The sequence below is a fragment of the Paenibacillus filicis genome, assembly GCF_038070315.1.
Lineage (GTDB): Bacteria > Bacillota > Bacilli > Paenibacillales > NBRC-103111 > Paenibacillus_G > Paenibacillus_G filicis.
This window is the reverse complement of record NZ_JBBPCC010000016.1, coordinates 53,594-75,682: the sequence shown is the minus strand read 5'-3', so window position 1 is coordinate 75,682 and position 22,089 is coordinate 53,594. Positions and strand designations below refer to the sequence as shown.

21 protein-coding genes are annotated in these 22,089 nt (G+C 57.5%); 12 read left to right on the top strand and 9 right to left on the bottom strand.

Annotated features, from left to right (window positions below):
• The first annotated feature begins 123 nt into the window (after positions 1-123).
• Positions 124-3,183, top strand: coding sequence for an ATP-binding response regulator (locus WMW72_RS22545; RefSeq protein WP_341417828.1), 3,060 nt, complete (start codon positions 124-126; stop codon positions 3,181-3,183).
• Between the two features lie 133 nt (positions 3,184-3,316).
• Entirely contained in the window at positions 3,317-3,565 is a 249-nt protein-coding gene (locus tag WMW72_RS22540) for a hypothetical protein (protein WP_341417827.1), read from the top strand.
• 157 nt (positions 3,566-3,722) lie between these two features.
• Here WMW72_RS22540 and WMW72_RS22535 read toward each other — a convergent pair whose 3' ends face one another.
• From WMW72_RS22535 to WMW72_RS22525, 3 genes are all read right to left on the bottom strand, one after another.
• The gene (locus WMW72_RS22535) at positions 3,723-5,309 is read right to left on the bottom strand and encodes a UDP-glucose--hexose-1-phosphate uridylyltransferase (protein WP_341417826.1); all 1,587 of its coding nucleotides are present in this window, start codon (positions 5,307-5,309) and stop codon (positions 3,723-3,725) included.
• 104 nt (positions 5,310-5,413) lie between these two features.
• Complete coding sequence (galE, locus tag WMW72_RS22530; RefSeq protein ID WP_341417825.1) at positions 5,414-6,400, bottom strand: UDP-glucose 4-epimerase GalE; 987 nt, start codon at positions 6,398-6,400, stop codon at positions 5,414-5,416.
• 48 nt (positions 6,401-6,448) lie between these two features.
• The gene (locus WMW72_RS22525) at positions 6,449-7,624 is read right to left on the bottom strand and encodes a galactokinase (RefSeq protein ID WP_341417952.1); all 1,176 of its coding nucleotides are present in this window, start codon (positions 7,622-7,624) and stop codon (positions 6,449-6,451) included.
• 275 nt (positions 7,625-7,899) lie between these two features.
• Here WMW72_RS22525 and WMW72_RS22520 point away from each other — a divergent pair, with 275 nt between their 5' ends.
• Positions 7,900-8,784, top strand: coding sequence for an AraC family transcriptional regulator (locus tag WMW72_RS22520; protein WP_341417951.1), 885 nt, complete (start codon positions 7,900-7,902; stop codon positions 8,782-8,784).
• 96 nt (positions 8,785-8,880) lie between these two features.
• Here the strand turns inward: WMW72_RS22520 and WMW72_RS22515 are convergent, their stop codons facing one another.
• On the bottom strand, positions 8,881-10,935 hold the full coding sequence (locus WMW72_RS22515; protein WP_341417824.1) for a sensor histidine kinase: 2,055 nt from the start codon (positions 10,933-10,935) through the stop codon (positions 8,881-8,883).
• A gap of 119 nt (positions 10,936-11,054) precedes the next feature.
• On the opposite strand from WMW72_RS22515, the gene WMW72_RS22510 reads away from it, so the two are divergent.
• On the top strand, positions 11,055-11,747 hold the full coding sequence (locus WMW72_RS22510) for a response regulator (protein WP_341417823.1): 693 nt from the start codon (positions 11,055-11,057) through the stop codon (positions 11,745-11,747).
• Between the two features lie 13 nt (positions 11,748-11,760).
• On the opposite strand, the gene rluF is transcribed toward WMW72_RS22510, so the two are convergent.
• Positions 11,761-12,465 (bottom strand): 23S rRNA pseudouridine(2604) synthase RluF, encoded by a 705-nt coding sequence (rluF, locus tag WMW72_RS22505; protein WP_341417822.1) that lies wholly within the window; start codon positions 12,463-12,465, stop codon positions 11,761-11,763.
• Between the two features lie 67 nt (positions 12,466-12,532).
• Here rluF and WMW72_RS22500 point away from each other — a divergent pair, with 67 nt between their 5' ends.
• Entirely contained in the window at positions 12,533-12,907 is a 375-nt protein-coding gene (locus WMW72_RS22500) for a hypothetical protein (protein ID WP_341417821.1), read from the top strand.
• A 54-nt stretch (positions 12,908-12,961) separates the two neighbouring features.
• Here WMW72_RS22500 and WMW72_RS22495 read toward each other — a convergent pair whose 3' ends face one another.
• On the bottom strand, positions 12,962-13,939 hold the full coding sequence (locus WMW72_RS22495; RefSeq protein WP_341417820.1) for a LacI family DNA-binding transcriptional regulator: 978 nt from the start codon (positions 13,937-13,939) through the stop codon (positions 12,962-12,964).
• 63 nt (positions 13,940-14,002) lie between these two features.
• On the opposite strand from WMW72_RS22495, the gene WMW72_RS22490 reads away from it, so the two are divergent.
• The 6 genes from WMW72_RS22490 to WMW72_RS22465 all read left to right on the top strand — a co-directional run bounded on the left by WMW72_RS22490 (position 14,003) and on the right by WMW72_RS22465 (position 18,469).
• Complete coding sequence (locus tag WMW72_RS22490) at positions 14,003-14,176, top strand: hypothetical protein (protein WP_341417819.1); 174 nt, start codon at positions 14,003-14,005, stop codon at positions 14,174-14,176.
• A gap of 39 nt (positions 14,177-14,215) precedes the next feature.
• Positions 14,216-14,998: a Cof-type HAD-IIB family hydrolase gene (locus WMW72_RS22485; protein ID WP_341417818.1), complete on the top strand. Its 783-nt coding sequence runs from the start codon at positions 14,216-14,218 to the stop codon at positions 14,996-14,998.
• A 6-nt stretch (positions 14,999-15,004) separates the two neighbouring features.
• Complete coding sequence (locus WMW72_RS22480; RefSeq protein ID WP_341417817.1) at positions 15,005-15,160, top strand: hypothetical protein; 156 nt, start codon at positions 15,005-15,007, stop codon at positions 15,158-15,160.
• A gap of 52 nt (positions 15,161-15,212) precedes the next feature.
• Complete coding sequence (locus WMW72_RS22475) at positions 15,213-15,671, top strand: hypothetical protein (protein WP_341417816.1); 459 nt, start codon at positions 15,213-15,215, stop codon at positions 15,669-15,671.
• Positions 15,672-15,913: 242 nt separating this feature from the next.
• Positions 15,914-18,196 carry a PBP1A family penicillin-binding protein gene (locus WMW72_RS22470; protein WP_341417815.1) on the top strand — a complete coding sequence of 761 codons (2,283 nt, stop codon included), beginning with the start codon at positions 15,914-15,916 and terminating at the stop codon, positions 18,194-18,196.
• Between the two features lie 111 nt (positions 18,197-18,307).
• Positions 18,308-18,469, top strand: coding sequence for a hypothetical protein (locus tag WMW72_RS22465; protein WP_341417814.1), 162 nt, complete (start codon positions 18,308-18,310; stop codon positions 18,467-18,469).
• Positions 18,470-18,620: 151 nt separating this feature from the next.
• Here WMW72_RS22465 and WMW72_RS22460 read toward each other — a convergent pair whose 3' ends face one another.
• Positions 18,621-19,151 carry a hypothetical protein gene (locus tag WMW72_RS22460; RefSeq protein WP_341417813.1) on the bottom strand — a complete coding sequence of 177 codons (531 nt, stop codon included), beginning with the start codon at positions 19,149-19,151 and terminating at the stop codon, positions 18,621-18,623.
• A gap of 154 nt (positions 19,152-19,305) precedes the next feature.
• Here WMW72_RS22460 and WMW72_RS22455 point away from each other — a divergent pair, with 154 nt between their 5' ends.
• Complete coding sequence (locus WMW72_RS22455) at positions 19,306-19,455, top strand: hypothetical protein (protein WP_341417812.1); 150 nt, start codon at positions 19,306-19,308, stop codon at positions 19,453-19,455.
• A gap of 98 nt (positions 19,456-19,553) precedes the next feature.
• Here the strand turns inward: WMW72_RS22455 and WMW72_RS22450 are convergent, their stop codons facing one another.
• Together WMW72_RS22450 and WMW72_RS22445 are read right to left on the bottom strand one after the other, a co-directional pair.
• The gene (locus tag WMW72_RS22450; RefSeq protein ID WP_341417811.1) at positions 19,554-20,111 is read right to left on the bottom strand and encodes a DNA-deoxyinosine glycosylase; all 558 of its coding nucleotides are present in this window, start codon (positions 20,109-20,111) and stop codon (positions 19,554-19,556) included.
• Positions 20,112-20,299: 188 nt separating this feature from the next.
• Entirely contained in the window at positions 20,300-22,018 is a 1,719-nt protein-coding gene (locus WMW72_RS22445; protein WP_341417810.1) for a hypothetical protein, read from the bottom strand.
• Between the last annotated feature and the right edge of the window lie 71 nt (positions 22,019-22,089).

The window sequence follows — 22,089 nt, the reverse complement described above, 5'->3', positions numbered from 1 at the left end:
TAGAGGAGCGGTAGCCCTAGTCAGACTTTCTGTAGAAGGAGTCCGCCTTTCTGTTGTCGAAAAATAATACACATGATGAAAAAAAGAACCCTACTGATCACTATCCTTCTATTTCTAATAGGCATGAACGCCATACGGGCCATCTGGATCGAGACTCATCTTATTCCCGAGCATCCCAGGGCCGATAAGGGACATATCGATCTGACCGGAATGAATCTCACGGGCCAACGCGCCATTACCCTGAACGGTGAATGGGAGTTTTACCCCAATCTCCTACTAACGCCGCAGACCGCGAAGGCTCCCGAATCCATGGCCGGAAGGAGCTATCTGAACGTTCCTGGCAATTGGGGAGCAGCCCTTCCTTCTTCCTCCGGACCACCCATGTTCGGTTACGCCTCTTACCGGCTACTGATTCATATCGATCCGATGCCGGGCCAAGGGTTCGGTATACGTATTCCGAGCCTACCGGCATCAGCTGCTCTATACGTCAACGGAAAGCTGCGCATGCAGTCCGGACACCCTGCAGCAGATCCGGAGGAGACGGTAGCCAGGAACGTTCCCTTCTCGGCCTTCTTCACGGTGGAAGGAAGCGAGATCGAGGTTATTATCCAGGCGGCCAACTACGCCAATTCCATGGCCGGTGGCATCATGCAGCCTGTGAAGTTCGGCGGCGGATTCATCGTGGATAAGGAAGAGACCTTCTCCCGAAACATGCAGCTGGCCGTTGTCGTGGTGCTGATCGTGCACATTCTTTATGCCGCTCTGCTGCTTGGGCTCGGTATCCGACAGAAGTCCTTGGTCACCCTGACGCTGCTGGTGATCTCAGCTGTTCTGATGGTGCTGCTTGACGATGACAAGCTGCTGCTCGTCTGGCTGCCTATCAGCTACGAGTGGGGAGAGAAGCTTTATGATCTGACAATGCTCCTCGTCCCCGGACTGCTGCTTCATTTCTTCATCAGCCTGATGCCAGAATCCAGCAAGAAACGGCATCTACGCACCGCAGTGTGGATCTTTGCGGCGATAGCAGTACTGGTCTTAAGTCTGCCGCTTCTATTGCTGCAGCCTTACGTACAGCCTGTCCTCATCGTCATCTGGCTCGCCGCCATTCTGTTCCCGTGGGTATTCCTGCGGGATCTGATGAAGGAGCAGGCCGACATCGTCTTTCTTATGATGGGAGCCGCCGCTGTCGCCAACAGCGCTGTCTGGGAAGTCATTAAGAACACGCGCATGCCTGAGATCAATTTCTACCCCTTTGACTTGCTCCTCTGCTTCCTAGCTTTTGCCGCCTTCTGGTTCAAGCGCTACATCCGGACTGCGACGGAAACGGAAAAGCTCGCCTGGAAGCTCAAGCAAGCGATGAAACGGAAGGATGATTTTCTTACCAGCACCTCACATGAGCTGCGCAACCCCCTGCACGGGATGATTCAAATCGCCCAGACGGTGCTCGAGCGGGAGAAGGCATCCATCGGTCAGAAAAGCTCATCCGATATGGACCTGCTGATCTCCGTCGGCCGGCGGATGTCCTTCCTGCTGAATGACCTGCTCGATCTGACCAGGCTTCAGGACCGGGGCATCCGGCTGCAGCTGGGCAGCGTCAAGCTCCAGGCCGTCGCCTCCGGCGTCATCGATCTGCTGCGCTTTATGACTGAGGGCAAGCAAGTACGTCTCATCGTGAATATTCCAGATGCCTTCCCCGCCGTTCAGGCAGACGAGAACCGATTGATTCAGATCGTATTCAATCTGCTTCATAATGCCATCAAATTCACGAACGAGGGCAGCATCACCGTGGAAGCCGAGCTGGAGCAAGGGAGGGCTCGCATCCGTATTATGGATACGGGTATCGGGATGGACCCGGCCACGCTGGAGCGTGTACTGCTCCCTTATGAACAGGGAGATCCCAGCATCACCGCTATAAGCGATGGTAACGGGCTGGGCCTAAGCATCTCCCGGCAGCTTCTGGAGCTGCATGGCAGCGCACTGGAGGCAGTCTCTTCGCCGGGGGCAGGAACCGTTTTCTCCTTCACGCTACCGCCTGCCGCATCCTTCCCATCGGATCAGAAAGCTTCCTTAGAAGCAGCCGAGGGGCAGAACGAGAGACAAAAGCCAGGTCTGGAGTTGCCTATGCAGTCCAAAATGGATGCTCCAGCTAGCCCAGCAGCGAGCGGACACTGGACAAAAGATCGCCCTGCAATTCTGGTCGTCGATGACGATCCTGTCAATCTGACGATCTTGAAGGATATCTTGACGGCGGAAAGCTATGATATGCATACTGCAACCAGCGCCGTAGAGGCTCTATCCATTCTGGAAACCAAGGACTGGGACTTGATCATGACCGATGTCAGGATGCCGCATATGTCCGGCTATGAGCTGGCCAAGGTCATCCGTCAGCGGTTCTCCCACTCCGAACTGCCCCTGCTGCTGCTGTCCGCCGGCAGCGGTACGGAGGACGTGCAGAGCGGGTTTGCAGCAGGAGCTAACGACTACGTGACCAAGCCCTTGAATGCCTTGGAGCTGAAAAGCCGCGTGCTGGCTCTGACGACGATGAAAAGATCAACCCGCGAGCATCTGCGGATGGAAGCAGCCTTTCTGCAGGCGCAGATTCAGCCCCACTTCCTGTTCAATACGCTCAACTCCATTGGAGCGCTCAGCGAGATTGATACTCTGCGCATGCGTGCGCTGCTCGCCGAGTTCGGCCATTACCTGCGCGCTAGCTTCAACTCCCGCAATGCCGATCGCCTGGTACCGCTCCGTCATGAGTTGGACCTGGTTCGTTCCTATCTGTTTATCGAGAAGGAGCGATTCGAAGAACGACTGAACGTCGTCTGGGAAATTGACGAGGGCATGGACCTGATGCTCCCGCCATTGTCGATACAGCCTCTGGTGGAAAATGCCGTGAAGCATGGGGTGCTGGCAAGGGTGCAAGGCGGCCAGATCACGATCCGGATTACAGAGTTCGACGAGTATGCCGAGATTGCTGTAACCGATGACGGCGTAGGCATCGAAGCAGAGGAGCTGGTTCTGCTGCTCCAGCCTGATGCGAATCTGAACTCCGGCATCGGCCTGCGCCATATCGACCGCCGGTTGAAGCAGCTCTATGGCCAAGGGCTCGTGATCCAGAGCACAGCCGGCCGGGGGACGACCGTCATGTTCCGGGTTCTCAAGAAAAATCCGCTGTCCCCATAAGCCGCCAGCGCGGGACAAGCTGCCGCCAGTCTCCCCCTGTATAGTTTTCGTATAGACCCGATTGCTACACTGTTCAAGGAAGAGCCCTGCGCTCCGTTCAGCTTAGAACAGCTCAATCGAAGGGAAGTTAGCTATGCTGTTTCGTATTTATTGGGAGGATCGGTCGATACCTGTCAATCTGCCCGAGAACTCTTATTCCGAAGCATGGCTCGAATCGTTGTCGGATCAGTTGATTCATACCTTAAATAGCCTGTTCCCACAGGAAGATCATGACGCTTCCCACCTGGAGATGATTGACCTTGAGCTTTCGACAGATGGTTGGCAGCCCACTCTGTATCTGGGTAACCGAACAGAACGGCTAAGCCGCTTTTTTCTAGTCTAGCCCTGTCACCCTGCTTGCATGGGCCATGCACGAAGAACCCCGATCCCGCCTGATCATTGGCGAAATCGGGGTTCTTTTTATTAAACTCACATCTGCTTGAACAGGAATGAAGTCCCTTACAGGGGTGCAGCCTCGCTATCTGCAACAGCCTCCCGCTTTACTCGAAGCCGAGCTGGTGGATAAACCGGACGAATCCTTCGCGTCCCGAGTCGCTCCGCTTGAATACGCCTGCATCGGTCAGCACCCGCTCGAACTTGCGTCCGACCTCGTCCTGCAGCACCAGAGCCGCCTGCTCACGGGTCAGCGCGGAGCCGTGCTTGCCGATCAGCTCCTGCAGCCATGTGGCATGCTTGTACAGCGGATGCTCTGGGTCGCCCTCGATCGCAGCGGGGAGCGTCTCGCCGGTCAGCAGTCCGGCAGCCAGCTCTAGCTCCTCCTTCAGACGACCCGGCAGCACCGCGAGCCCCATCACCTCGATCAAGCCGATGTTCTCCTTCTTGATGTGGTGCAGGTCTTGGTGAGGATGGAAGATGCCGTCGGGATGCTCCTCGCTGGTGCGATTGTTGCGCAGTACCAAATCCAGCTCATACTCACCCTCTCCGTTGATCCGGGCGATCGGGGTGATCGTGTTATGCGGCACCGGTGCACCCGCCTGCTCCGTGAAAGCCAGAATCTCGCAGGCCGAGTCGCTGTAGCCGCGCCAGCTATCGAGAATGTGTACGGCCAGCCCCAGCAGCTCCGAGCGGCTGCGGCTGGAGATGCGGATGACCGACAGAGGCCACTTGACGATACCGAGTTTCACTCCGTCGTAGGCCCGGCTGGCAAACTTCGCTTCGACCGGAGCCTCCTCCATCGGAAAGCGGTGACGTCCGCCCTGGAAGTGATCGTGAACCAGAATCGAGCCTCCCACAATCGGCAGATCGGCATTGGAGCCGATAAAGTAATGCGGGAACTGATCCACAAAGTCCAGAAGCCGCTCGAACGAATGCGGCGAAATCTTCATCGGCCGATGCTGCTTATCGAAGATGATGCTATGCTCGTTGTAGTAGACGTAGGGCGAATATTGAAGGAACCACGGGTCTCCCGTCAGCTCTACCGGGATCACGCGCAGATTCTGGCGAGCCGGATGATTGAGACGGCCCGCATAGCCCACATTCTCCACGCAGAGCAAGCATTTGGGATAATGGCTGGCCTTGGCGTTTTTCAGCATGGCGATTTCGCGGGGGTCCTTCTCCGGCTTGGACAGATTGACCGTAATCTCCAGTTTGCCGTACTCAGTGGGTGTCTGCCAATATTGATTGGTGGCGATGCGGTCCATCCGAATATAGTTCGAGTCGATGCTTTGGCGGTAGAAATCGTCCGTCGCACGCTCGATCCCCTCACGCTCTGCGGTCTCCCGGAACCTGCGCACCACTTCCGACGGACGCGGCATCAGCGCGCCCATGATGCGTGCATCGAGCAAATCACGCAGTGTCGTGTTATCCTCGGCCAGCAGGCCGGTGAGGACTGCATAATCCAATAACGGTGCCAGCAGCTCAGTCACGCTCTCCGCAGGCACGTCCGTCCATTCGCCTCCATGAGGCTCCTCCAACTGCAGCAGATCCAGCAGTGCATTGCGTGCCTCCAGCACATCGAGCAGCTCCAGCAGGCCGCGGGCTACGCCGAATTGCAGCAGTCGTTCGATATCGCCAGCAGCCTTGCGGGCAGCGTCATCATGCGCAGTATAGCTATCTGTCGTACTCATCTGATCCACTCCTGATCCCGGACCCCCGCCGGGCCGGATAGAGAGCCGATTGAAGAGCTCTCCGGGCTGACGGGTACTCCTTATCTGATATGCCTGATGCAGGCTTAGTCGTTATAGCCGTCGGGACGAGCTTGATGCCACGCCCAAGCGGAAGCAATGATACGCTCCAGAGAGTCCCGCTGAGGGGCCCAGCCCAGCTCCGTACGCGCCCGTTCCGAGGAAGCCACGAGGGACGCCGGATCCCCAGCGCGGCGCGGCTCGATCACGGCCGGGATTGGATGTCCGGTTACACGCCGTGCGATCTCGATGACCTCGTTCACGGAGAAGCCCTTGCCGTTGCCCAGATTGTAGACGCGGCTCGCGCCGCCTTCGCGCAGCTTGCCCACGGCCCGGATATGAGCATCCGCCAGATCCGTCACGTGAATATAATCGCGGATGCACGTACCGTCCGGTGTCGCATAGTCATCCCCGAATACCGAGATATGCGCGCGCTTGCCGAGCGCCACCTGCAGAATAATCGGAATCAGATGCGTTTCCGGATCATGATCCTCGCCGATCCGGCCACCTTCATGTGCGCCGGCCGCATTGAAGTAACGAAGCGAGATATATTGAATGCCATGTGCGGTGTCGAACCATTTCATCATGTTCTCCATCGCCAGCTTCGTTTCGCCGTAAGCATTGGTCGGCAGCGTCCGGTCCGTCTCCAGAATCGGCACCTGCTCCGGCTCGCCGTAAGTAGCCGCCGTAGAGGAGAAGACGATACGCTTGACCTGATGCTCATTCATCACTTCCAGCAGGCACAAGGTACCATACACGTTGTTATGATAATATTTACCCGGGTCCTTCATACTCTCCCCGACCAACGAGCTCGCCGCGAAGTGAATGACCGCGTCGATGTCGTTCTCCTCAAATACCTTCCCCAGAAAAGCCTTGTCGCGCAAATCCCCCACGTACAGCTTGCCGCCCAGCACGGCTTCCCGGTGCCCCTGCTGCAGGCTGTCGACGATCACAACCTCCTCGCCGCGCTCCAGCAGCTCCGCTACCGTATGCGAGCCGATGTAGCCCGCGCCTCCCGTTACCAATACCGCCATGTTCCTCTCTCCTTTCGTTTATGGGTACAAGGTCCGTCTAACCGGATCTTATCTATCCAACTGCTCTACACCGTTGCCAATCTCACACACATAGAAGCTCGCTTCCAGCCCGGTTTGTGCCTGGTAGCTCTTGCCTACTTCCTCGATAAAACGCTCCACGCTATCCTCATGGACCAAAGAAACCGTACATCCGCCGAAGCCGGCGCCTGTCATCCGCGCTCCCAGCACACCCGGCACCTTCCAAGCCGCCTCGACCATCGAGTCCAGCTCGAAGCCCGTGACCTCATACAGATCTCGCAGCGAAGCATGCGAGCCATTCATCAGTTGGCCGAAAGCCTCCAGGTCGCCGCGCTCCAATACCTCGATCGACTGCAGGACGCGATCGATCTCCTCCACCACGTGGCGGGCGCGCTTGCGGACGACCTCGTCCCCGATCAGATGCTCCGCCTCGTTATACTGAGCTAGCGTAAGCTGTCCGAGCAAGGTTAGCTCCGGGTATTGCACACGTAACTCGGCTACCGCCTGCTCGCACTGCGCTCTGCGCTCGTTGTAAGCAGAGTCCACCAGCCCGCGCTTCTTATTCGTATTGCCGATGACCAGCTTGTAGGCGCCGCTTTGGAACGGCACATGCCGGTACTCCAGCGTATCGCACATCAGCAGCACAGCATGATCCTTCTTGCCATTAGCGACGGCGAACTGGTCCATAATGCCGCATTTGACACCGATGAACTCATTCTCCGCCTTCTGAGCGAGCAACGCGATCTTAACCTTATCGATCGGCTGTCCTTCCAGTGTCAGCAGCGCGAAGGCCGTCACCACTTCAATGGAAGCCGAGGAGGATAGACCCGCTCCGTTCGGAATCGCTCCGCTGTACAGCAGATCGTAGCCGCCGACGTCCACGCCAGCCAGCTGAAGCTCGCGAATGACCCCCTTGGGATAATTCATCCAGTCATGCGCCGGATCATTGGCCAGGTCTGAAATGGAAATATGTTGGTGAAGATCGAAATTCGTGGATGCCAGTCCTACCTGCCGGTCATCGCGCCTCCGCGCTAGCAGCGTCGTGCCGAAGGTCAAGGCCGCGGGGAACACATAACCGCCGTTGTAATCTGTATGCTCGCCAATCAGGTTGACGCGCCCCGGTGCGTGAAACACATGAACCGGGTGCCCGCTGTCCGCTCCGTATAAAGAAATAAACCGTTCCTGCAAAGCTTGAATATCCGCCATTGTGGGCTTCACCTCAACTGTAAGATTAGGTAGGGATTCCGCCTGCCCATCCGTCTACCCCGCTTGCTTGTTTCTTGATTCCAGTATAGCCTCCGGATGCTCCGAAAACTATGGAATGATGTCAGTTCTATATGGAAAAATGTTAGCTAGAGCACTATACTTGGGTTAATGGGAATCCCGCTTGAAGGGCAGAGCCTTCCCTAATCGGACAAGCTGGACCGGACGCGGCCATTGAGCCTGCCTGTCCCTCTGAGCACCCTAAGGAGCTGACTGACCTGTCATCCCCCGATAATCGCAAGGACAGCTATTATGTCGTCTCCAACCCATCTGCGCCCGGAGACGAGCATGGACTGGTCGTCTTGTTCGCTGGCAACAGCCAGACCAAGCCCGGCCACAAGCCTGGACCCAAGGTCGTTGATTACTACTTGCTGCACCATGTGCTGTCCGGACGGGGCACCTACACCTGTGCAGACCGAGAGTACGAGCTGGGAGCCGGAGATACGTTCCTGATCGAACCGGACACCCTGGTTCAGTATACGGCAGATACTGAGATCCCTTGGCACTACCGCTGGATCGCCTTCAGAGGGGAATCGGCACCGGGGCTGCTCAGCCAGACCGGACTGGGCTCTCGCCAGCTCGTCGTGCGCACGCCGCGCAACCGGCGTATTCCGGCCCTATTCAGGCAGGTGCAGGAGGCCTTTCAGACGAGAGCGGCAGGCGCATCGCTGCAAGCGGCAGGCTGCCTGCATCTCGCCATGGCCGAGTTCGCCCGGGCGCTGCAGCCGGTCGAGCCGGGCCAGCCCGCCGCGGAGAGCGGAGGAGCACGCGTCGTGCAGCAGGCCCTGCATTATTTATCCGCACAATATGCCGAGCCGATCACCATCGAGCTGATGGCCGAAGCTCTAGGCTATAACCGGGCGTACTTGTCCACACTCTTCAAGTCGCATACAGGCGTCAGCCCTGTGACGTTCCTGCTTCGCCTCCGCTTGGACAAAGCGCGCCATCTGCTGCGCGAGCGCCCGGAGCTGACCGTCGAGCAGGTCGCCTCGTCCGTCGGCTTCCAGGACCCGCTGCACTTCTCCAAGCAGTTCAAGCGGCACTATCAGACATCGCCGACGGATTACCGGCTGTCCTTACTGCGCGGGGGAGGGCCATCCTAAGCAAGGGGCTTAGGTGAGATCATCTGAGCTGCTGCGCCGTGCAGGTCAGCCAGAGCTTCGCGCTGGGCAGAGGCCGCCCATCTCGCTCAGGCTGTCCTATTTCACCAAGGGCAGCATAAAAGCGAGGCTGGCACCTTGACCGAGCCGGCTGTGCGCCCAGATCCGGCCGCCATGAAAATCGATGATTTCCTTGGCAATCGCAAGCCCGAGACCGCTTCCGCCGCCGGAAGTATTGCGGGACTTGTCCTTCTTGTAGAACCGGTCGAAGATATACGGTAAATCTTCGGGCGCGATGCCGCTCCCGTTATCCTGAACCTGTACGACCAGCGAATGCTCGTCTACGGTGAACTGGAGCAGGATCATGCCTCCTTGGGGCGTATGCTTGACCGCATTGTAGATGATATTCGTCAGCACCTGATCAATCCGGTTGATATCGATCCGCACCATCGGAGGCTTTCCGTCGCCGGGATGCAGCACGGCAGCGGAGGTCTCGAAGCCAAGTCCGGCACCCGCAAGCTCCAACTCGTACCGTTCATCGAAAAACCGGATAAGCTCATCCGTACTGACCGTCTGAATATCGAACTCCATCTGTCTCGCCTCCAGCTTAGAGAGCTGAAACAAGTCCTTGATCAGCCGGCTGAGCCCGAGAATCCGGTTGTGGATCAGCTTCAAGTATTTCTGCTGCTGTTCCGGCATGACCACCCCGTCCATCAGCGCTTCCACATAACCCTGGATCAGCGTCATCGGCGTACCCAAATCATGCGAGATATTGCTCAGCAGATGGCGGCGCGAGGTTTCCATCCGAGCCAGGTCCTCGTTGACCAGCTCCAAGCTCCGGTTGATGCGTTCCAGCTCGGCGGTGCGGTCGCGGATTTTTTGCTCCAGGCCCGCATTGAGCTCCCGCATCTGCCTGGACAGCAGCTCCACAGACGTGATCGCCTTGGCGGAACGGGCGCTCAGGATGAACGATGCGCACAGCGTACCCAGCAGCAGTCCCATCGCAGACAGCTGATCAACGTAAATATATTCATTGCCGAGCAGCTTATCTCCCAGCATCGCTCCCAGACATGCAGCAGCGCCCATAATGACAAACATCGCCCCTTCCCGGCTGCGGTGCCAAGCCACGACGAGGGAGGCCAGCAAGCACGCCCCCAGGATGAAAGCAGCTCCCTGGAAGAAGGTGACGACATAGGTCATCCAAGGCGGCGGAAGCATGACAGCAAGCAGTGTGCTGCCCACACCAAGTCCGATAATCAGATGCGCCAGCAGCCTGGAGACCTCCTTGGGATACAGCAGATACACGAACATGCCGATGGCCGGAGCGCTGAGAAACAGGCAGATGTTCTCGATCCGCAAGGAATCCGCCCAGGAGAGGCCTATCTCTCCGTGAGTCACGATTTCTTCACTGACGAATAAAGCCCTGGTGCCCAGCAGCAGGCAAAATATTCCGAAGCAGAACGATTCCATCTCTTTGCGCCTCAGCACGAACTGGGCAATATAATGAACGCCGATAGCCAGCAATCCTCCGACGGCGATCATATCCAGACCCAGGCTCGTCTTGAGCTCGGCATCCACCTTGCTGGCCCAGCCAAGATATGGGGTATTTCCGGGCCCGCCGTTCCAGTGGTGAAAGTTCGAAATCTGCATCACAATTTCCGCGCGGCCTTCCGAGGGCGTGAATAGCACCACCCGCGGCGCATACTCGGGCGAGGAGGAAGCCAGGTCACTGCCGACCTTGCCCACCTCGGCCATCAGCACTCCATTGATCCACACCTTATAGGCGGTTCGGATATAGGGAATCTGCAAAGCGAACATCCGGGTTGAGGGGTCCAGCGCGACGTTCAGCCGGTACGTGGCGAAGCCTTTTCCGCTCTTCTCCTCAGAAGGCAGGCTGTGATTATTCCAGTGAGCCGGCAGCTTCACCAGGTTCGGCGGTCCCGACAGCTGCGCCGGAACGGGCAACTGCTCCGGTGTGAGCAGGCGCCGCCAGTACAGCTCCCACTCGCCGTTCAGCCGTATGCTGGGACGCTGCTCCCAATCATATCCCTGCAAGTCCAGCTCCCCTGCCTTAGCCGTCAACCGTAGGTCCGAAGGCGTAGAAAAATACTTTAATGGACCTACAAAGAGCAGAATGAACAAAACTATAGCCATCACGACCCAAAACCATTTATAATAGGAATAGTTTCTGGAAATGGATACCACTTTCTTTCTCGAGAAATGTTTCAGGAACGGACCATTCATCCTTGCAAGGCCAGTTGGAGGAGAACTTGATGTCTGGAGAAAAGATACTGATCGTGGACGACGAAACCGAAATCGTCGAACTCATTACTCTATATTTAAGAAAAGAGGGATTTAACGTATTATGCTCCTCCAGTGGAGCGGAAGCTATCGAGATGGTACGCGAGCACAGACCTGATCTGGTCATTCTCGACATCCTGCTGCCAGAGCTCGACGGTATCGAAGTATGCCGCCAGATCCGTAAGCACTATACGACCCCGATCCTATTCCTCAGCTGCAAGAGTGAGGATATGGATATCATCCTCGGCTTCAGCATCGGGGGCGACGATTATATGACGAAGCCCTTCAGCCCGGGCCAGCTTGTAGCCCGCGTCAAGGCACATCTGCGCCGCAGCCAGCTGCTGGAGCAGCACAAAGAGGAGGCCCAGATCCTCTCGTTCCCGGGCCTGGAGGTAGACTTGCTCAGCCGCACGGTCAAGCTGAACGGGCAGCCCGTCCCGCTGTCCTCCAAGGAGTTCGACCTGCTCCTGCATCTCGCCCGGACACCGGGCAAGGTGCTTTCTCTGGAGCAGCTGTACAAGCTCACCTGGGGTGTGGACAGCAATGGGGACACCCGGACCCTGCTCGTGCATATCAGTAATCTTCGAAAAAAAGTCGAGCCGAATCCGACAGATCCCCGGTATATTCTGACGGTTCGGGGAGTTGGCTACAAATTCAACGGCTGATGCTTCCTGCCGCCTAACGCGTAGGCTCGTGGCCGATCAGACGAAGCAGCTCGGACAGCTCCGTCTCGGTCAGCTCGCGCCACTTGCCGGCCGGCAGGCCGGCCAGGTGGATATTCATAATCCTCACGCGCTTAAGCCGCCGCACTTCGTAGCCGAAGGCGCTACACATCCGGCGGATTTGGCGGTTGAGCCCCTGCGTGAGGATGATGCGGAAGGTCCGCTCGTCCACCCTGCTGATCCGGCAGGGCTTGGTCATCGTCCCCAGGATGCGTACGCCGCTCGACATGCCCTGCAGGAACCCGGCGGTAAGCGGCCGGTCCACGGTGACGATGTATTCTTTCTCATGCTCGTTCTCGGAACGCAGCACCTTATTGACGATATCGCCGTCATTGGTCATCAGAATCAGACCCTCAGAGTCCTTATCCAAACGGCCGATCGGGAAGATCCGCTCGGCGTGACCGACATAATCGACAATGTTCCCGCGTACATGACGCTCTGTCGTGCTGGTGATGCCGACCGGCTTATTCAAAGCTATATATACGGCTTTGGTCTTGGCATGAATCGGCCGGCCGTCTACCCGGACGTCATCGCCTTCATCCACCTGACTGCCCAGCTCAGCCTTGACACCGTTGATCGTGATCCGTCCCGCTTCTACCAGCTTGTCGACTTCCCTTCGGGAGCAAAGACCGGTCTCGCTAATGTATTTATTGATTCTCATCGTTATTCTCGCTTTCCTTTCATGTCTGTAACCAGTGCTATCATACCATGTTTCAGGGGGTTATCGCGTGTCCTTGCCCGCTAAAACCATCTATTATTTCGGCTTCTACATTGGGGTGCTGGGCCTCACGCTGCTGCTGGGCCCGGGGCTGCTCGCCGAGCTGCTAGGCTTTCAGGCGGAGAGCTATATCTGGCTGCGCATGATCGGCATGTTTATGCTGTTTCTGGCGTTCTACTATTACCAGACCGCCCGTCAGAACATAACCGGCTTTTTCTATCTGACCGTATACACGCGAGCTTCCATCCCGGTATTCATGATCGTGTTCTACATCCTCGGTATGGTGAAGCCGATCTTCATCGCCCTCAGCCTGGTCGATTTCTGCTGCGCGATGCTGACCTGGAGCGCTCTGCGCCGCACCGGGAGCAAGTCCCCCGTCTCCTAGCCTGTCCGCGCCTTCACCCGGGGCATGGGCTAGCTTCCGATGCCCGGGACAGACTCAGACGGTTTGCCGCTCCAACAAGCGGTAAGACAGCTCCAGCCGCTCGAACTGTCCCGCCCGGCCGCTGATCCTGTCGTGCAGCAGCCGGACGGCCACCTGTCCCATCGATCCCACCTGATTGTCGATCGTGGTGATACCCAGCACTCTGGCGATCGGCTGATTATCCAGACCGACAATGGCCAGCTCCTCGGGCACTCGGATGCCCCTTCGTTCCGCTTCTGCCAGAACCCCTCCTGCCACGGTATCTCCCGACACGAGCAGGGCCGTCGGACGCTCCCTCAACTGCAGCAGCCGGTCGATCACCTCCGCACCGTCCTCCATATGGACGCAGTCGCTAAGCATCCACTCTTCCCTCAGCGGTTCTCCCAGTTCTCCCAGCAGGTTTTCGTAAGCACGCCGCCGCTGCAGCCCGCTGTTGCTGTCGGGCCGGCTCTGGCAGTAGCCGATCCGCCGGTGGCCCTTCCCGATTAGATACCGCATGCCGAGCTCGAAGCACCGGTAGTGGTCGATATACACCGACGATATCGGCCGGTCTCCGGCATCGTCGCAGGCTACGATGGGTCCATAGGCCGCATACGACTGGATCTTGTCCCAGGAGGAGGCCTTGGAGCAGACGATCAGCCCGTCCAGCTGCTTCATCTTGAGCATGTCCAGCACCTCAAGCTCCTTCGCTTCCTCGTAATTCGTCTGACAGAGCAGCAGCCGGTATTGGTGCTGCAGTGCTCCGATCCCGATTCCTTCGACCAGTGTGGCGAAATAAGCATGGTTCACAAACGGCAGCAGCACACCGATCATCTGCGTCTTGCCTTTGATCAGATGGATGGCGTTGGCATTGGGCGCATAGTTCAGCGCCTCTACCGCTGCCTCCACCGCCCGCCGCTTGGCCTCCGATACATACGGATGCCCGTTCAGTACCCGGGAGACCGTGGCGACGGACACGCCCGCCTGCCGGGCGATTTGTTTGATATTGGCCATAGGTCCCACCCTTTTCCGTTATCGAAAAAATGGCTTGACATGAAATGCATTTCACAAATTAAGATGAGCTGGAAGCGAACGATAACCGTTCAACGATCCCTGCCGAACCTAAGTTGGGATGGCGGGGAACCGACGGGCGGCGTCGCTTCAACTGCGGCAAGACGGCGTGACGGGTTCCCTCCGGGAGCAGGGAGTAACGATCATGCGACCACTCCCTTCCGGGGCGTACCGGCGTGACGGATGTCGCAAAGACTATACGGAGCGAGGAAACCATCTATGGCGCCAACAACGGATACTTATGTATTTTTTGATATTGACGGAACGCTGCTCGACCACCGTAACCAATTGCCCGAATCAACCAAGCAGGCCGTCAAGCAGCTTCAGGACCGCGGTGTTCATACCTTAATCTCAACAGGCAGGATGCCCAGCCAATTCGTCTGGCTGCGTGAGGAACTGGGCATTGATTCCTATATCTCGGCCAACGGCCAATACGTCGTCTACCAGGGCCGGACGGTCCATGCGACACCGATGGAGCCGGAGCGCCTGGAAGCTATGCATACGTTCGCCCACGACCGCGGACATTGTGTCGGGTTCAGCAGCGAGGCCGCTCTATGTGCAAGCCATGCGGCCCATCCTCTGCTTCATTCAAGCTTTGGCTCACTGAACCTGGAATATCCGCCGGTAGACCCGTTATTCTACAAGCATTCCCCGGTGTATCAGGCCTATTTATTTTGTCCCCATACCGACCGGCAGCTTTATGCGGAGAACTTCCCCGACTACCGGTTTTACCACTGGCATGAGCTGGCTGCCGACGTACTGCCCTCCGGCGGTTCCAAAGCCGTCGGGATTCGCAAGCTGCTGGATCTGCTCGGTGCCGCTCCGCAGCAATGCTACGCCTTCGGCGATGGCTTGAATGACAAGGAAATGCTGTCCTTCGTCGGAACTGGCATCGCGATGGGCAACGCCCCGGATGAGGTCAAGGAGCTGGCCGATCTTGTGACAGCCGCCAGCTCTCAGGACGGCATCCGGCAGGGGCTCCAGCTCGTCGGATTGATATAACCAGTTATGCCCAGTATATCACATCTGACCCTGACCCGCCGTATCCGCTGCCTCCAAGGAAGCGGGTTTACGGCGGGTTCGGTGCGTTTCTCGACAGGACTTCCGAAGTTTCAAGCTTGTTCGATCCGGTTAAATAAAGGGTACTCGGCGAATTCTACCTAGCTGCCTGACTGATTTCATGCGCCGAAGTCTACCATCGAAGGAGTGTTCATGCATGTCCCGTAGAAAAACGCTGCCGTCGATCGCCAAGCCATTCGCCCATGTTCACCGTACGCTTGCTACGCTAGGCTTCACCCAATCTTCAGCCCCTACGGGCGTCGTCTATGAGCTGTCGTTCCGGGATCCTTCCTCTTCGAGAATATACCCTTTCCGCTTGTATGCACGAACTCAAGATAACGGCCTGACCCATATTAACTTAAATGAAGCTTCCTTTGCCGGCAAAGGCGAGATACCTGCTGCGATAGCAGGAGCTGCAGACGAAATTTTAGTGGATATCGCCGATTATATGGACACTGGCTCCTTCCAGACAAGCTCCCAGCCTGCCCAGAGCCCCATGAACGGGAGAATGGCCAGTAATGAAGCGGAGGTCAAGCGGCTGGGCCGATCTATGGCCAACATGCGCACCAGCGCTCAGGTACGTGAAAGCGGTATGTCCCCCGACCCGCTGCAATAAGTGACTGCCATTCGGTCAAGCTGTCTCATCGCTATCCCAGAATGAAGAAGATAGGGCATCCACCGGCGCAACCAGCCGGATCGGAGCCCTATTTTCATGGGACTACCCTGTCAAAATCAAAGAAGTCTGCGAATAACTTAAAGCCCCGCGAACCGGACAAGCTCCGCATCGCGTCTATGGGGCGGCATAACCTTAACATCTATCAGACATCGTACAATGTCAGCAAAGGGGGTCAGTCATCGATGAAAGCTCCCCAGTCTTCCGATAAGCAAGCCCCCCCGTTCCCTTCGTCCCCGGCCCGCGCGATGCGCTCAGCCTGGGTTCATCCTACCACGGAAGCTGCAGGCCGTTCAGACGAGGCCGTCTCCCGGCCCGGCACTTCGCGCCCCGCTCCTACAGCCCGGGAAGCCGAGACAGTACCGGCCAAGCGGCGCAAGCGGTCGCGGACCGTGCTCTGGATTTTCATTGCGGCGATGCTGCTTCTGATCATCTCGATGGGACTTCTGGCGGGCTCAGTCAGCAGTCTGGACATCAGCAAGCTGGAGCATCCGCTTCCTGAGCCCAGCTTCGTCATGGACCGGCAGGGACAGCCGGTTTCCCAGTTGTCTTCTTCTCGAATTGAGCCCGTTCCGTTATCCCAGATCCCCAAGTCGCTGCAGCTTGCCATCATCGCCGTAGAGGACCGGCGCTTCTATGAGCACCGCGGCTACGACCTGAGGTCGATGGGACGCGCGCTGCTGCGCGATCTCCAGGCGAGGTCCATGGAAGAAGGCGGGAGCACGATTACCCAGCAGCTCGCCAAAAATTTGTTTCTGTCCTCGGATAAAACACTCCTGCGTAAAATCAAGGAGCTGGGATATGCCGTCAAAATCAATGTCTCGTACAGCAAGGACGAAATTCTAGAGCTGTACCTGAACAGTATTTACTTTGGCGAAGGACGCTGGGGGGTACAGGGGGCGGCGCAGCAATATTTCGGCAAGTCGGTGGAGAAGCTTACGCTCCCCGAAGCGGCGCTGCTGGCGGGACTGCCTAAGTCTCCGACCCGCTTCTCTCCGCTGCGCAATCCCGAAGCCGCCCTAGAACGGCGCAACCTCGTGCTGTCGCTAATGCAAGATCAGGGAGCCATCACCAAAGACGAATACGATAAGGCTGTGGCTGTGCCCATCGAACTGCATACCGATAACGGAGAGTCGTTGAAAGGAAAGTTTCCAGCCTTCGTCGATCTTGTGATGGATGAGGCTGCAAGCAAATACGGTTTTACCGAGCAGCAAATTCTGACGATGGGTCTGCGCATCTACACGACAATGGATCTGAAAGTGCAGCAAGCGGCAGACGAAGTCTTCGCCCAAGATGCTTTGTTCCCTGCAAGCTCGGACAAACGGATCGTTCAAGGCTCAGCCGTCTTGCTCGATCCAAGTGAGGGCGGCATCCGCGCGATCGTCGGCGGACGCGGCGAGCAGACCTACCGGGGCTTCAACCGGGCCACGGAGATGAAACGCCAGCCCGGATCGACCTTCAAGCCGCTGGCTGTCTACGGCCCGGCCTTGGAGCAGGGCTATACAACGCAGTCTGCGCTGTTCGACGGTGAGCTGGACATTGCTGGCTATCGGCCGCGGGATTGGGACGGTCAAACTCGTGGAGAGGTCTCGCTTCAAGAGGCCGTCGTTCGCTCCTGGAATATTCCTGCAGTGTGGCTGCTCCATGAGATCGGCATGGATAGCGGACTGGATTATTTGCGCCGGGCAGGCATAACTCTGTCCGAGCAAGATCGGCACTTGAGCCTGGCTCTGGGTGGATTAAGCGAAGGGGTTTCCCCGCTGCAGATGGCTCAGGCCTACGGCTCGATTGTCAATCAAGGGATACGGGTCGAATCCCATGCGATTGAACGAATTACGACGAAGGACGGCCAACTGCTCGTTCAGGCAGAGCCGCAGCAGACCGCCGTCACTCCGCCCTTCCACGCTTACACGCTGACCGCGCTGCTGCAGGAGGTTGTGGCTTCCGGCACAGGGACGGCAGCTCAGCTCGGCGGCCGGCCTGTTGCCGGCAAGACGGGAACAACGCAGCTGCCGGCGACAGAAGAATTCGCCGCCGCAGGCTCGAACAGCGCCAAGGATGCCTGGTTCGTCGGGTTTACACCCGAGCTGACGGCAGCCATCTGGGTCGGGTACGACCAGACCGACCGCAATCACTACCTGACCACTTCTGGGGGCTCCGTCCCTGCCGTGTTGTTCCGGGAGATCATGACGCGTGCGCTGCAAGGGGTGGAGGTCAAACCATTCCCCGTTCCTCCCGAGGTCATCCGTGCCCAGGAAGAAGCGCTCCGTCTGGAGCAGGAGCGAAAGAAGGCCCAAGAAGAGCAGGACAAGGCGCTGAAGGCAAAGGAAGACCAAGAAAAGAAGGAAGCGCAGGACAAGGAAAAACCGAAGAAAGAGAAAGACAAGGGGAAAGGAAAAGATGATGGAAAGAAGGGGAATCCCCCAGATTCGCGCAAGCCGCCTAAAAAGCCCAATAAAGATAATTAGTTTCTCTATCCGTTGTGGTCTTGCGGGGTGTGCATGCCCTTGAGGACGTCCGGGAACGATAAGCTTACCGTTAGATAGTCTATCATCCCGATTGACGAGGAGGCAGCACGCATGAAAATTGAAACGAATCTGTATGAGATTGCTCTGCTCCCCCCAGCCGAAGAGGCTGTACGTATCATCCAGGAAGCGGAGTCCAAGCTTGCCGCTCTCACAGGTGATGCCATTACGCTGATTGCCTATACGTCCACAGATTCATCAGGCAGCCCCAACTAGAAGGAAGCGTTCCTCGCTTCTGGACGATTACACAGAGCTCGAGCCACAGCATCTAAGCCTGGCCGTCGTCACTAGACGATGCCAGGCTTATTAGTCGTGAGCATATGGGTTGGACAGAGGAGAGATCTTCAGCCGCCGCCCCTTTAGCCGCCTATACGCGCTCCCACCGGTTCATGTGCTTGGCCAGCAAGGCCGGTACCGGGTCGCCCCCACCGCCTGTAACCAGCAGACGCACCTTGGTCAACCAGTCTTCAAAGCCGTCGTAACTGGCCAGCTTGCGGGCTACCTCGTCCGTGACATAGACGAAGAATGGGGATTTGTACTTCTCCTCCATAAACCGGAAAGCCGTATCCGCCGGCGTATATTTCTTGCGCTTTCCCTCGAAGCGCTCAATCGTCCAGTCTATGAACGGATCGGCCTCCTCGAGCAGAGCTTCCAGCTCCTGAACCCGGCGGTAATACGGCTCAGCCTGGCGTTTGTCCATCCGCCGTAGCGTCTCCTCATGAAGAGGATAGAAGACCAGCTTGGCAAAATGGCGTTCCTCGGCCAGCTCCAGCAGCGGCAGCAAATCCTGCTGCGTGTAGCCTTCGAAGCTGCCGTACACCCAGATCGTGCCGCGCTCGCGGTCCTTCTCCTTGGGCAGCTCGTATCCGAAGGGCACTCTCAGATTTTGTTTGGGCATATTCAGTTCCTCCCTTACAGCTCTTGGATGTAGTATACCATGAACGGTCCTCTCCATTCCCCGCATAGCGCCCGGGCATATTTTCTGCGATGGCTGCGCATGGTAAGAGAGCAGAAAGCTGCATCTTACCCCAATACGAAGGAGGACACCCGACATGTCCGAGAATAAAAAACATCAAGGCAATTATGAAGGCACCGCCTCGATGTCCGCCGAGAATCAAGACCTGGAGTTCGTGAATGACACGGTTGAAGATGTAAAAACAACTAAAAACCTGAACGGCGCTACGCAAAAGGAGAAAGAGTAGCCTTTATCCGTATAGGCTTGCCGGATAGGCCGCCGTTTCGCCCTGCGCCAAGTGCCGGGCGACCAACCGATCGCGGCCTAATCGGCTTGTCGAGTTCCCTAAGTCTCCTCCCGCTGCGAAGCCAGCCAGGCCTCACGCAGCAGGCTCCAGCCCGCCAGCTTGGCTTCCACGCTCATCGCCCGGGCCGGACTCGAGGATGGAAGCGTGGCGTAATGCAGAGGGTCCGGCACAGCGAGCGAGGGACGCACGTGCTTACGGTACAGCTCGGCGGCTGCGCTGCCGTTGAAGAATACATAGTCTACACGCGGATAACGTTCGAACAGTTCCTGGAAGGCATTAGCCTCTGGCTTCCTGATCGCAGAATCCAGGCTGCCCTCCCGCTCGCAGGCGCGCAATACATCCCACATGGCTATTCCACGGGATGCCGCGAATCTCAATCGGGTCTCATAATCTGCCTCGACCTCACCCCCGTCCAGCAGCGTGTATAGCAGACGCCAGAACATGTTGCGCGGATGACCGTAATATTGTCCTGCCTGCAGAGAGGCTTCACCAGGCATGGAACCCAGAATCAGTATGCGCGAGCTATCGTGAATCAGCGGACCAAATCCTACTTTTATCTTGTTGAACTCTTCCCCCGTACTTATCTGGTTCGTCATAGCTGCCCCTCCTTTTTAAGAAAAAAATGCTCCCCTTGGATGGCATCGGATAACCCGTAAGGTTGTCCCATGTCTATTCTAAGGGGTGCACTTCCTGCTAGTAAAGGGTTAAGGCAGGTTCAACGTACCGCTGTTGCCGGAGTCTCGCAATGATCGCTTAGCTATGCAGAGGTTATTTGCGCTTTGCCTTACTTACCCGTTAGCAGCTTAATAACCCCGTCCGCAAACTGGGCTTTCGCTGCTGCGGCATCCTTCTCAATGAGACTGCCTGCGCTGACATATGCATTCAACTGCTGATTGACCGGACCAATCAGTCCTGCCAGCAGACTGTTTAGGTCATTACCTGCGGCTTCTGCAGGCGTGCTTCCTGTCGCAATACTCCACCAGAGCTCATCCGCGTTCTTGTCACTCAGATCGCCAATGCGGTCGATAGCCGACGCGAGCTGGTTCTGCACGAAGGAAGTCGTATCAACCGCCGGGACGTAACCTCCTGTCGTTACAGCAGATGCCACAAGCCCCGCCGCGTAGGACTTCGTCGCAGCGACCTCTTGGGGCAGCAGCCGCTCTTGAGACACCGCTTTGTTAATGCTCGCTTCGACTGAGCTTTGCAGCATGGAGGTAAGCTCATCGGCGGAGATACCTGTCGCCTGCACGAGGGATTGACCGCCCGCCACAGCGCTTTGGATCGCTTCAGCCGATTGATCGGTATACACGGCGCTTTGGTTAACGAGCTGCAGCATACTCTCCTCCGCGATCCCTTTGTTCGCAGGAAGCGAAGCTGCACCGAACCCTGTACCATAGCCGGCCGTATTGACGGCTTTGTCGATTTCGCCAGCCGCTTGCTTCTCCAGTTGCTCCAGTGCCTGAACGCTCAAGGCTCCGGACTGCCAGGCCTCCTCGGCCTTGGCGGCGAAAGCAGCGTTAAGCTGGCTATTCAACGTCCCCGCATCCACATGCGTCGCGGAGGCCAGAGTGCCCCCCGCTTCCAGCGCGCTCACGATATCTCCATAGTCTGCATCGGATGACGATGCCGCATTCTGTACGACCGAGCCAAGGAACACGCGCAGCAGCCGCTCGCCATAGGCCTTCTGCAGGGCTGTAACTCCCTCGCCGTCATAACCGGCCGTATCGACAATACGCTGAATGTCATCCAGTCCGGCGCTCTTCAGCGTCGCTGCCTCTTCAGCCGTCACCGCACCGCCTGATGTCTGACTGTCCAGGTCGCTGGTCAGCTTCGCGTACAGTCCGTCGATGAGCGCGCTACGATCCAGCCCGGAGGCATCTACCAGGTTTTTCCCGTTGCGAAGCGCTGCTCTCAGCTCTGCCGAACCGGCATCCGCCAGCAATGCTGTGTCTGCTACAATCCGGGTAATCCGACTCTGCACAATGCTCTTGCCTGGGGACAACGAAGAAATCCCTACAGCAGAAGCCGGGCTCTGTCCGTTCAGCACACGGCTGACAGCGTCAGAAGAAATGCCTTTGAGCTGATCGGCTTCCGCTTCAGTCAACCGTCCCGCGCTCACTTCCGTCCGCAGATCTTCTGCGAACTTGGCCGTCAGTCTGCTAACCAGTGTACCTTCCGCGAGCCCAGATGCCTGTACGAGTGACTGGCCTCCGTCAATGGCCGAAGCGTAGCTGTCAGCATCGACATCCGATACGGCAGCCGCATACGGTTCGAGCTGCGACAGCCAGCGGCTCAACACCAACGAGCCGTAGACACCCGCGCCCTCTGAAATAACCGGAGCTGCATCGGCCGTTGCAGCTGTCACATTCGGCGCCTCAGCTGCGCTTGCAGACAGAGGAACGACAGCGAAAGCGCCCCCTAGCATAGCCGCGCAGGTTAGGGCCAATACCGTTCTGCGAATGGGTTTGATTCTGTTCTTATTTTCCGTAGCCTTCATGTTCATGGCTTCCAGCTCCTTTGATCTCTATGTAACTTCTCGGGTTCAACGACTCGACAAGAAGAAGTATAGAGCGG

Excerpts from the sequence above, each read along its gene's own strand:
- WMW72_RS22545 (WP_341417828.1), top strand. The coding sequence starts at position 124 with ATGAACGCCATACGGGCCATCTGGATCGAGACTCATCTTATTCCCGAG.
- WMW72_RS22540 (WP_341417827.1), top strand. The coding sequence starts at position 3,317 with ATGCTGTTTCGTATTTATTGGGAGGATCGGTCGATACCTGTCAATCTG.
- WMW72_RS22535 (WP_341417826.1), bottom strand. The coding sequence starts at position 5,309 with ATGAGTACGACAGATAGCTATACTGCGCATGATGACGCTGCCCGCAAG.
- galE (WP_341417825.1), bottom strand. The coding sequence starts at position 6,400 with ATGGCGGTATTGGTAACGGGAGGCGCGGGCTACATCGGCTCGCATACG.
- WMW72_RS22525 (WP_341417952.1), bottom strand. The coding sequence starts at position 7,624 with ATGGCGGATATTCAAGCTTTGCAGGAACGGTTTATTTCTTTATACGGA.
- WMW72_RS22515 (WP_341417824.1), bottom strand. The coding sequence starts at position 10,935 with ATGGCTATAGTTTTGTTCATTCTGCTCTTTGTAGGTCCATTAAAGTAT.
- WMW72_RS22510 (WP_341417823.1), top strand. The coding sequence starts at position 11,055 with ATGTCTGGAGAAAAGATACTGATCGTGGACGACGAAACCGAAATCGTC.
- rluF (WP_341417822.1), bottom strand. The coding sequence starts at position 12,465 with ATGAGAATCAATAAATACATTAGCGAGACCGGTCTTTGCTCCCGAAGG.
- WMW72_RS22495 (WP_341417820.1), bottom strand. The coding sequence starts at position 13,939 with ATGGCCAATATCAAACAAATCGCCCGGCAGGCGGGCGTGTCCGTCGCC.
- WMW72_RS22490 (WP_341417819.1), top strand. The coding sequence starts at position 14,003 with ATGAGCTGGAAGCGAACGATAACCGTTCAACGATCCCTGCCGAACCTA.
- WMW72_RS22485 (WP_341417818.1), top strand. The coding sequence starts at position 14,216 with ATGGCGCCAACAACGGATACTTATGTATTTTTTGATATTGACGGAACG.
- WMW72_RS22480 (WP_341417817.1), top strand. The coding sequence starts at position 15,005 with ATGCCCAGTATATCACATCTGACCCTGACCCGCCGTATCCGCTGCCTC.
- WMW72_RS22475 (WP_341417816.1), top strand. The coding sequence starts at position 15,213 with ATGTCCCGTAGAAAAACGCTGCCGTCGATCGCCAAGCCATTCGCCCAT.
- WMW72_RS22470 (WP_341417815.1), top strand. The coding sequence starts at position 15,914 with ATGAAAGCTCCCCAGTCTTCCGATAAGCAAGCCCCCCCGTTCCCTTCG.
- WMW72_RS22465 (WP_341417814.1), top strand. The coding sequence starts at position 18,308 with ATGAAAATTGAAACGAATCTGTATGAGATTGCTCTGCTCCCCCCAGCC.
- WMW72_RS22460 (WP_341417813.1), bottom strand. The coding sequence starts at position 19,151 with ATGCCCAAACAAAATCTGAGAGTGCCCTTCGGATACGAGCTGCCCAAG.
- WMW72_RS22455 (WP_341417812.1), top strand. The coding sequence starts at position 19,306 with ATGTCCGAGAATAAAAAACATCAAGGCAATTATGAAGGCACCGCCTCG.
- WMW72_RS22450 (WP_341417811.1), bottom strand. The coding sequence starts at position 20,111 with ATGACGAACCAGATAAGTACGGGGGAAGAGTTCAACAAGATAAAAGTA.
- WMW72_RS22445 (WP_341417810.1), bottom strand. The coding sequence starts at position 22,018 with ATGAACATGAAGGCTACGGAAAATAAGAACAGAATCAAACCCATTCGC.